The organism is Mycobacterium sp. TH-M82, assembly GCF_057473605.1.
The window spans coordinates 1-8,552 of record NZ_JBYCKY010000430.1; the positions used below are offsets into that span (position 1 = coordinate 1).

Sequence of the window (8,552 nt, forward strand, 5' to 3'; positions counted from 1 at the left end):
CCGCACAGCCGGCCGGTGGCCACCTCCGCCCCGGAACGTTTATGCGCCTTGAACTTCGACCCCATTCGCGCGGCCAGCCGGTCGGCGACCATGAAGCCCAGGTTGTGCCGGGTGCGGGCATAGTGCGGTCCTGGGTTGCCCAGGCCGACCACCAGCGCGAGGGGCGGCTCGGCCACGTCGCGACCCGCTTACTCGGTGTCGGACGCCGTCGAACCGGAGGCCTCGGTCTCGGCAGCACCCTCGCCCTCGGCCTCCGGTCCGGCAGCCTCGGCGGCGGCCGCCGGCTCCGGTTCCTCGGCGGTGGGCGCAGTGACGACGTTGACCACCAGCAACTCCGGGTCGGACACCAGGCTCACGCCCGCGGGCAGGTCGAGACCCCCGGCGGTGAACTGGGTGCCGGGTTCGGCACCCTCGACCGAGACCCGCACCTGGTCGGGAATGGACAGCGCCTCGGCTTCGATCTCGACGGTGTTGCTCTCCTGGGTGACCAGGGTGCCGGGAGCGGCGTCGCCCACGACGGCGATGGTGACCTCGACGGTCACTTTCTCACCGCGGCGCACCATGAGCAGGTCGGCATGCTCGATGGTGCGGCGGATCGGGTGGATGTCCAGCGCTTTGGTCAGCGCCAACTGCGCTTTGCCGTTGATGTCGAGGGTGAGCACCGCGTTGGTGCCGGCGTGCCGGAGTACGGCGGCGAACTCGTGCGCGGGCAGCTCCAGATGCTGCGGTTCGGTGCCGCGCCCGTAGAGGACGGCGGGAATCTTGCCGTTGCGCCGTGCCCGGCGGGACGCCCCCTTGCCGGTCTTGGTCCGCACCGCTGCGGTGAGCTGATTGGTTGCGGATTTGGCCATCGGTCGCTCCTCTGATCACCGGGTATGTGCATCGGTGCACGGCCAGATCACGACAACGCCTGGGTTCTCGCCGATAACGGCGACCCGGAAAGGCCGGGCCGCCCTCGCCGTCACGCCTGGCCAGGTTAACGTACCGGGGCCCCGAGCCGAAATTCAGTCTGGGGCTCCTTGGGTGAGCTGCTCGGACTTACCTGGCCCTACTTGGCCGTCACGGTGAATCCGTCGATGATTTTCTCGACGTCGAGAGCCTGCGCGGCAGCCTGGTCGGCCAGTGTCGCGATCGTCAGTTGAACCAGATAGTGCTGGAGCGATCCGGTGGCTCTCCCGGTAGCGAGCACCATCCGGAACCAGGTGTGTACGCGCTGTCCGTCCAGGTCCTGGCTGCCCTGGATCATTACCGACGGGAAGCCGTGAAAGTCGTCGGTGGAGGTGTCCAGCTTATGGAAGTTCTGCGACAGTTCGGCGTCGGCAAGGACGTGGTCCGCCAACTCTGCGGCGTTCACTTTCCCGGTGAGCATTAACACTGTCAGCATGGCCGTCGGATAGGTCTTGCCCTTGCCGATCACCGTGCTGCCCGGCAGGGGCGTCGGGTTATCTCGCTTCGACCAGCCCGCGGGTGTCGGTATCGACACGGTCAGATCGGTCAGGGAGTCCGGTGCCATCGGTTCGGCACGGACGCCTTGTTCCTCCAGGTATTTTCCGAGTGGTACCGGCGTCTCGGTCGGCGTCGCAGTGCTGCTGGTAGTCCAGATCGCCTGGTAATCGGGTGTTTTAGGGCCGCATCCGACAGCCAGCGCCGAGCACACCAGCATTGCGACAACCACCGCCCGGGGGGTCACAGAATCTCGCAGGCCGCATCGACCGGGCGGTCGGGGCGGGACATTTATGCGTCCCCGTCGAATAGTCCTGTGACCGAACCGTTTTCGAAAACAGCCTGAATGGTGCGGGCCAGCAGGGGTGCGATGGACAGCACGGTGAGCTGGGGAAAGCGCTTGTCGTCGCCAATCGGCAGCGTGTTGGTGACGATCACCTCGCGCGCGCCGCAGGCCGCGAGCCGCTCAGCGGCGGGTTCGGACAACACACCGTGGGTGGCAGCGATGATGACATCCCCGGCGCCGTCGTCGTGCAGCAGCTGCACCGCGGCCGCGATGGTGCCGCCGGTGTCGATCATGTCGTCGATGAGAACGCAGGTCTTTTGTGCGACTTCGCCGACGACGCGGTTGGACTTCACCTGGTTGGGCACCTGTGGGTCGCGGGTTTTGTGGATGAAGGCGAGCGGGACGCCACCCAGCGAGTCCGCCCACTTCTCGGCGACGCGCACCCGGCCGGAGTCGGGGGAGACCACCACGATGTCGTGGCTTGCGTAGTGGTCTTTGATGTAGCCGATCAGCAGGGCTTGGGCGCGCATGTGGTCGACGGGCCCGTCGAAGAACCCCTGAATCTGGTCGGTGTGCAGGTCGACGGTGACGATCCGGTCGGCGCCGGCGGTCTTGAGCAGGTCGGCCACCAGGCGTGCGGAAATCGGTTCGCGGCCCCGGTGCTTCTTGTCCTGGCGGGCATATGGGTAAAACGGCACGATCGCGGTGATCCGCTTGGCACTGCCCCGTTTCAGCGCGTCAAGCATGATCAACTGCTCCATCAGCCACTTGTTCAGTGGCGCCGGGTGGGACTGCAACACGAAGGCGTCGCAGCCGCGCACCGATTCCTCGAAACGGACGAAGATCTCGCCGTTGGCGAAGTCGCGGGCGGTCTGAGCGGTGACCGAGACGTCGAGCTCCTTGGCGACCTGCTCGGCCAGCTCCGGGTGTGCCCGGCCCGCGAAGAGCATCAGGTTCTTGCGGTTGTCTATCCAGTCGTGGCTCACGTGCCGCCCCCGCCGTCGGAGATCATCGATGACTCTTGTCTGACGGGCCTAATCCTACGTAGCGCAGTGTGCGGTCCGCCGCCGTATCCGCACGAGCCAATCAGGTCCACGTCGTCTGGTCCGGGTTGTCGCCGTGCGCCTTCTCGGCGGCTTGTGCCGCGGCGCTGCCCGTACGATTGCGCTGCACCCAGTTCTCGATGTTGCGCTGCGGGCCGGCCGATACCGCGAGCGCGCCCGGGGGCACATCGTGGCGCAGCACGGTGCCGGCGCCGGTGTAGGCGCCGTCGCCGACGGTGACCGGTGCGACGAACATGGTGTCCGACCCGGTGCGGACGTACGAGCCGACAGTGGTGCGGTGCTTCGCTTCACCGTCGTAGTTGACGAAGACGCTGGACGCGCCGATGTTGGAGTGCTCACCGATGTCGGCGTCGCCGACATAGGTCAGGTGCGGCACTTTGGTTCCGGTGCCGATGGTGGAGTTCTTGGTCTCGACGAAGGCCCCCAGCTTGCCGTCGGCGCCGAGCACCGTGCCGGGACGCAGGTAGGTGAACGGCCCGACCGTCGCGGCGGCGCCAATAGACGCCGAGACGGCGTGACTGCGGATCACCGATGCGCCGTCGCAGACATGGGTGTCGGTCAGGGTGGTGTCCGGCCCGATCGTGCAGTGCTCGCCGATTTTCGTCTGGCCCAGCAGCTGGGTGCCGGGTGCGATGACGGTGTCGCGGCCGATGGCCACGTCGACGTCGACCCAGGTGGTGGCGGGATCGACGACCGTGACGCCGGCCAGCTGGTGGGCGGCGACGATGCGGTGGTTGAGCTCGGCGCCCAGGTCGGCCAGCTGGACCCGGTTGTTGACGCCGGCCACCAGCGCGCTGTCGTCGACATGTTGGGCGTGCACCACCTGACCGTCTTGACGGATGATCCCGATGACGTCGGTGAGGTAGCGCTCATGTTGGGCGTTGTCCGGACTCAGCCGGGTCAGCGCCGAACGCAGCGTGGCGACGTCGAAGGCGTACACCCCCGCATTGACCTCGCGAATCTCGGCCTGTGACGGGGTGGCGTCGGCCTGTTCGACGATGGCGATCACCTCCCGATCCTGGGTGCGCAGGATGCGGCCGTAGCCTTCTGGGTCGGCCAGCGTGGTGGTCAACACGGTGACCGCGGCCGGGGCGCTGTGGTGGGCGGTGACCAGGTGTGCAAGCGTGCCGGCGTCCAGCAGCGGAATATCACCGGAGGTGACGACGACCGTGCCGGCGAAGTCGTCGGGCAGCGCCGACAGACCGCACAGCACGGCGTGCCCGGTGCCGAGTTGCTGCTCCTGCAACGCAGTGTCGATCCGGCATCCCAGCGCACCGGCCAGCTCGCCGACGGCGGCAGCGATGCGGTCACTGTGCCGGCCCAGCACGACGATCAGGTGCTGTGGCGCCGTCTTGGCGATCGCGTGCAGGCAGTGTGACAGCATGCTTCGTCCGGCCAGGGTGTGCAGCACCTTCGGGGTATCCGAGGCCATCCGGGTGCCGTCCCCGGCCGCCAAGACCAGGACCGCAGTTTCGCCAGTCTCACCAGACTCGTCTTGCGCTGTCACCTCACCTCCCTGCCTCCTTCGGCGCGAGCGTGCGCGTCCCCGGGCGACACGCCGGGCGGCTGCCCGGTTTCGCGCACGCTCGCGGTCAAAGCCGGCCGCAGCTCCGTCGCCAGGACTCGAACCTGAACTCTCAGAACCAAAATCTGATGTGCTGCCGATTACACCACGACGGATCGCTGTTTCGCTGTGACGATACCCTGATAGCCGTGGCTGCTCCGGGCAAGGATGGGCACCCTCCGCGGGCCAGGATGACCGGTAGTGAGCGGCGTCACCAGCTCATCGACGTCGCGCGGTCGTTGTTCGCTGTGCGTGGCTATGACGGCACCTCCATCGAGGAGATCGCGCAGCGGGCCAGTGTGTCCAAACCGGTGGTCTACGAACATTTCGGGGGCAAGGAAGGGCTGTACGCGGTGGTCGTCGACCGAGAGATGTCGGCGTTGCTGGACGGGATCACCTCGTCGCTGACCCGCTCGACCAACAACCGGTCCCGGCTGCGCATCGAACGGGTGGCGCTCGCGTTGCTGACCTATGTCGACGAACGCACCGACGGATTTCGCATCCTCATTCGTGACTCCCCGGCATCGATCAGTGCGGGTACCTACTCCTCTCTGCTCAACGATGCGGTCAATCAGGTGTCGTCGATCCTGGCCGGCGACTTCTCCCGGCGCGGCCTGGACCCCGAGCTTGCGCCGCTGTACGCCCAGGCGTTGGTCGGGTCGGTGTCGATGACCGCGCAGTGGTGGCTGGACGTGCGGGAGCCCAAGAAAGAAGTGGTAGCCGCGCATCTGGTCAATCTGTGCTGGAACGGACTGACCCACCTGGAGGCCGACCCGATCCTGCTTGACGAGTAGCGGGAAGTCACCAGTGCTCGAGGTCGAATGCCGCGCGGATTGCCTGAGAGAGCGCCATTTCCTGGTCAGGCAACAGGTAGCCGATCTGACGTCCAATCGCAGCGGTGGGCACGGTGGAGATGTTGTCGCAGCTGACAGCCGACTTCTGCTGCAGTCCGTTCTGAGTGCCAACGCCGACCTCGGTAGACAGACCGCGAACCGTGCTCGTGATGGGCGCGATGGTCACCCGAGCCAGATGCGGCCGCACCAGTTCGCGAGTCAGGATCACGACGGGCCGCGTCTTATCGAGGTGGGCGAGGTGTATCGGCCGCATCAATCGATGTCGTAGCGTAGTTTTGCGCTGTATTCGGCGAGTTTGTCGAGGTCGTGATCGGGTTCGGTGACGGCAGCGAGAATAGCGGCGTCGCGGGCTGCGATCTGACGGCGCTGCTCGCGTTCGAGGGCGCGGATGACGACGGCGGCGCGGCTGGGGGCATGTCGCTGACTGACTTCACGGTCGAGGAAGGCGACGATGTTGTCGGGCAGCCGAACGGCAATCTGTGTGCTCATCCCAAGATGGTACCAGGCTGGGATTCGCCGAGGGCTCTGCCCGGCCCATGCCTAGGATGGGCCTGATCATGTGCGCCACTTTTTTTCACCGCTGCACTGGGTATCGTCGTTGACGGTTATGACCGCGACGGGGCCTGCCCGACCAGACACTCCAATCGCCGGGCTGGTGGAGCTGGTACTGACCGCGCCGACCTTCCGGCAGCTCATCGAGCGGGCAGCTGATCATCCCGCCGAGTTGGCATTGGTCGGCCCGGCGGCTGCCCGGTTGTTCGTCGCTGCTGCGTTGGCCACGTGCGGCCCGCTGCTGGTGGTCACCGCCACCGGGCGGGAGGCCGACGACCTCGCCAGCGAACTGCGCGGTGTTTTCGGCGACGCCGCGGCGATGTTCCCATCCTGGGAGACGCTGCCACACGAACGGCTCTCACCTGGTGTGGACAGCGTCGGCGCCCGGCTGCTGCTGCTGCGGCGACTGGCCCACCCCGACGATGCCCGGCTGGGCCCGCCGCTGCGGGTGGTGGTGACCACCGTGCGCTCGCTACTGCAACCGATGGCGCCGCAGCTGGGCATGATCGAGCCGGTGACCTTGGCCGTCGGCGACGAGGCAGCGTTCGAGGGCGTCGTCGCGCGGCTGGTCGAGCTGGCCTACACCCGGGTGGATCTGGTGGGCAGGCGCGGTGAGTTCGCGGTGCGCGGCGGCATCCTCGACGTCTTCCCCCCGACGGCCGAGCATCCGGTGCGGGTCGAGTTCTGGGGCGACGAGGTCACCGAGGTGCGAACATTCTCGGTGGCCGATCAGCGGTCCATCCCCGAAGTGGAGATCGGCACACTGGTGGCGGTGCCGTGCCGGGAACTGCTACTGACCGACGATGTGCGCGCCCGGGCCGCGGAGTTAGCCGGGTTGGTCCGCGATTATCGGCACAGCGGTAACGCCGTCGCCGCCACCCCGGTTACCCAGGCCGACCTGTTGGCCAAGCTGGCCCAGGGCATCCCGGTCGACGGCATGGAGGCGCTGGCATCGGTGTTGCGTCCCGGTGAGGAGGCTCTATTGGCCGGCCAGTTCGCCGACGGCACCCCGGTGCTGGTCTGCGACCCGGAGAAGGTTCGTACCCGGGCGGCCGAGCTGATCAAGACCGGGCGCGAGTTCCTGGAGGCCTCCTGGTCGGCGGCCGCGCTCGGCGGTGACACCCCCGTCGATATCGCTCAGCTCGGTGGATCGGGGTTCCGTGAGCTCGACGACGTACTCGCCGCCGCACAGGCCGGCGGGAATCCGTGGTGGACGCTGAGCCAGCTGTCCGACGAGTCGGCGGTCGAACTCGACATCCGGGCGGCACCGTCGGCTCGTGGGCATCAGCGCGATATCGACGCGATCTTCGCCATGCTGCGCGCCCATGTCGCTGCAGGCGGCCCGGCGGCGATCGTCGTGCCCGGCACCGGTACGGCGCGTCGGGTCGTCGAACAGTTAGCCGAATCCGACACCCCCGCAGTGATGCTGGAGCCGGGTGCGACACCGAAGCCGGGTGTGGTCGGGGTGCTCTCCGGGCCGCTGCACGACGGCGTCATCATCGCGAGCCGCACCGCCAACCTGGTCGTCATCACCGAAGCCGACCTGACCGGCAACCGGGTCACCGGACCGCGCGGTAGGCGGCTGGCGGCCAAGCGGCGCAACATCGTCGACCCGCTGGCGCTGGCCGCCGGTGACCTGGTGGTGCACGACCAGCACGGCATCGGCCGGTTCGTGGAGATGACCGAACGCACGGTCGGCGGCGCGCGGCGCGAGTACCTGGTGCTGGAGTATGCGTCGGGAAAAAGGGGAGGCCGGGGAGACAATTCCGACAAGCTCTACGTGCCGATGGATGCGCTGGACCAGCTGTCCCGCTACGTCGGCGGGCAGGCCCCGGCGTTGTCCCGGCTCGGTGGCAGCGACTGGGCCCAAACGAAAACGAAAGCGCGGCGAGCTGTCGCCGAGATCGCCGGCGAGCTGGTCAGCCTGTACGCCAAGAGGCAGGCCGCGCCGGGTCACGCGTTCTCCCCGGACACGCCGTGGCAGGCCGAGATGGAGGACGCGTTCGGGTTCACCGAGACCGTCGACCAGCTGACCGCGATCGGCGAGGTCAAGGCCGATATGGAGAAGCCGATCCCGATGGACCGGGTGATCTGCGGCGACGTCGGCTATGGCAAGACCGAGATCGCGGTGCGGGCGGCTTTCAAGGCGGTGCAGGACGGCAAACAGGTCGCCGTGCTGGTGCCCACCACGCTGCTGGCCGACCAGCATCTACAGACGTTCACGGAGCGGATGGCCGGCTTCCCGGTGCGTGTCCGGGGGTTGTCCCGGTTCACCGACGCCCAGGAGTCGCGCGCGGTGATCGACGGGCTGGCCGACGGCAGTGTCGACATCGCGATCGGCACCCACCGACTGCTGCAGACCGGGGTGACCTGGAAGAACCTCGGCCTGATCGTCGTCGATGAGGAGCAGCGGTTCGGCGTGGAACACAAGGAGCACATCAAGAGCCTGCGCGCAGACGTCGACGTGCTGACCATGAGCGCTACCCCGATCCCGCGCACCCTGGAGATGAGCCTGGCCGGCATCCGGGAGATGTCGACCATCCTGACTCCGCCCGAGGACCGCTACCCGGTGCTGACTTACGTCGGCCCGCACGATGCGTTGCAGGCCGCCGCCGCACTGCGCCGCGAGCTGCTGCGTGACGGACAGGCGTTCTACGTGCACAACCGGGTCAGCACGATCGACGCCGCCGCCGCGCGGGTGCGCAACCTGGTGCCCGAGGCCCGGGTCGCCGTCGCGCACGGCCAGATGCCCGAAGAACTGCTGGAAACCACCGTGCAGGGATTCTGGA

General features: G+C 67.6%; 8 protein-coding genes, 1 tRNA gene and 1 pseudogene. 2 read left to right on the forward strand and 8 right to left on the reverse strand.

Annotated elements, in window-relative coordinates; genetic code table 11:
• The 6 genes and pseudogenes from AC2VON_RS13375 to AC2VON_RS13400 form a co-directional block, all read right to left on the reverse strand.
• A pseudogene (locus AC2VON_RS13375) lies at positions 1–176 on the reverse strand (aminoacyl-tRNA hydrolase); the annotation flags it as partial.
• A 12-nt stretch (positions 177–188) separates the two neighbouring features.
• Positions 189–851 carry a 50S ribosomal protein L25/general stress protein Ctc gene (locus tag AC2VON_RS13380; RefSeq protein WP_486953401.1) on the reverse strand — a complete coding sequence of 221 codons (663 nt, stop codon included), beginning with the start codon at positions 849–851 and terminating at the stop codon, positions 189–191.
• A gap of 197 nt (positions 852–1,048) precedes the next feature.
• A complete protein-coding gene (locus AC2VON_RS13385; RefSeq protein ID WP_486953402.1) occupies positions 1,049–1,690 on the reverse strand; it encodes an LpqN/LpqT family lipoprotein in 642 nt (213 codons plus the stop codon).
• A 44-nt stretch (positions 1,691–1,734) separates the two neighbouring features.
• Complete coding sequence (locus AC2VON_RS13390; RefSeq protein ID WP_486953403.1) at positions 1,735–2,715, reverse strand: ribose-phosphate diphosphokinase; 981 nt, start codon at positions 2,713–2,715, stop codon at positions 1,735–1,737.
• 100 nt (positions 2,716–2,815) lie between these two features.
• On the reverse strand, positions 2,816–4,300 hold the full coding sequence (gene glmU / locus AC2VON_RS13395) for a bifunctional UDP-N-acetylglucosamine diphosphorylase/glucosamine-1-phosphate N-acetyltransferase GlmU (protein WP_486953404.1): 1,485 nt from the start codon (positions 4,298–4,300) through the stop codon (positions 2,816–2,818).
• 101 nt (positions 4,301–4,401) lie between these two features.
• Positions 4,402–4,473: transfer RNA gene (locus AC2VON_RS13400), tRNA-Gln, on the reverse strand.
• Positions 4,474–4,548: 75 nt separating this feature from the next.
• On the opposite strand from AC2VON_RS13400, the gene AC2VON_RS13405 reads away from it, so the two are divergent.
• Complete coding sequence (locus tag AC2VON_RS13405; RefSeq protein ID WP_486953408.1) at positions 4,549–5,151, forward strand: TetR/AcrR family transcriptional regulator; 603 nt, start codon at positions 4,549–4,551, stop codon at positions 5,149–5,151.
• Between the two features lie 7 nt (positions 5,152–5,158).
• Here the strand turns inward: AC2VON_RS13405 and AC2VON_RS13410 are convergent, their stop codons facing one another.
• Both AC2VON_RS13410 and AC2VON_RS13415 read right to left on the reverse strand, forming a co-directional pair.
• On the reverse strand, positions 5,159–5,464 hold the full coding sequence (locus tag AC2VON_RS13410; RefSeq protein WP_486953405.1) for a type II toxin-antitoxin system PemK/MazF family toxin: 306 nt from the start codon (positions 5,462–5,464) through the stop codon (positions 5,159–5,161).
• Positions 5,464–5,700 (reverse strand): antitoxin, encoded by a 237-nt coding sequence (locus tag AC2VON_RS13415; protein WP_486953406.1) that lies wholly within the window; start codon positions 5,698–5,700, stop codon positions 5,464–5,466. Before AC2VON_RS13415 ends, AC2VON_RS13410 begins: the two co-directional genes overlap by 1 nt.
• Positions 5,701–5,818: 118 nt before the next feature.
• Here AC2VON_RS13415 and AC2VON_RS13420 point away from each other — a divergent pair.
• Positions 5,819–8,552: transcription-repair coupling factor (locus AC2VON_RS13420; protein ID WP_486953407.1), on the forward strand; the 2,734-nt coding region annotated here is incomplete at its 3' end.

Coding starts and splice junctions, on each gene's coding strand:
- AC2VON_RS13415 (WP_486953406.1), bottom strand. CDS start 5,700: ATGAGCACACAGATTGCCGTTCGGCTGCCCGACAACATCGTCGCCTTC.
- AC2VON_RS13405 (WP_486953408.1), top strand. CDS start 4,549: ATGACCGGTAGTGAGCGGCGTCACCAGCTCATCGACGTCGCGCGGTCG.
- AC2VON_RS13410 (WP_486953405.1), bottom strand. CDS start 5,464: ATGCGGCCGATACACCTCGCCCACCTCGATAAGACGCGGCCCGTCGTG.
- AC2VON_RS13380 (WP_486953401.1), bottom strand. CDS start 851: ATGGCCAAATCCGCAACCAATCAGCTCACCGCAGCGGTGCGGACCAAG.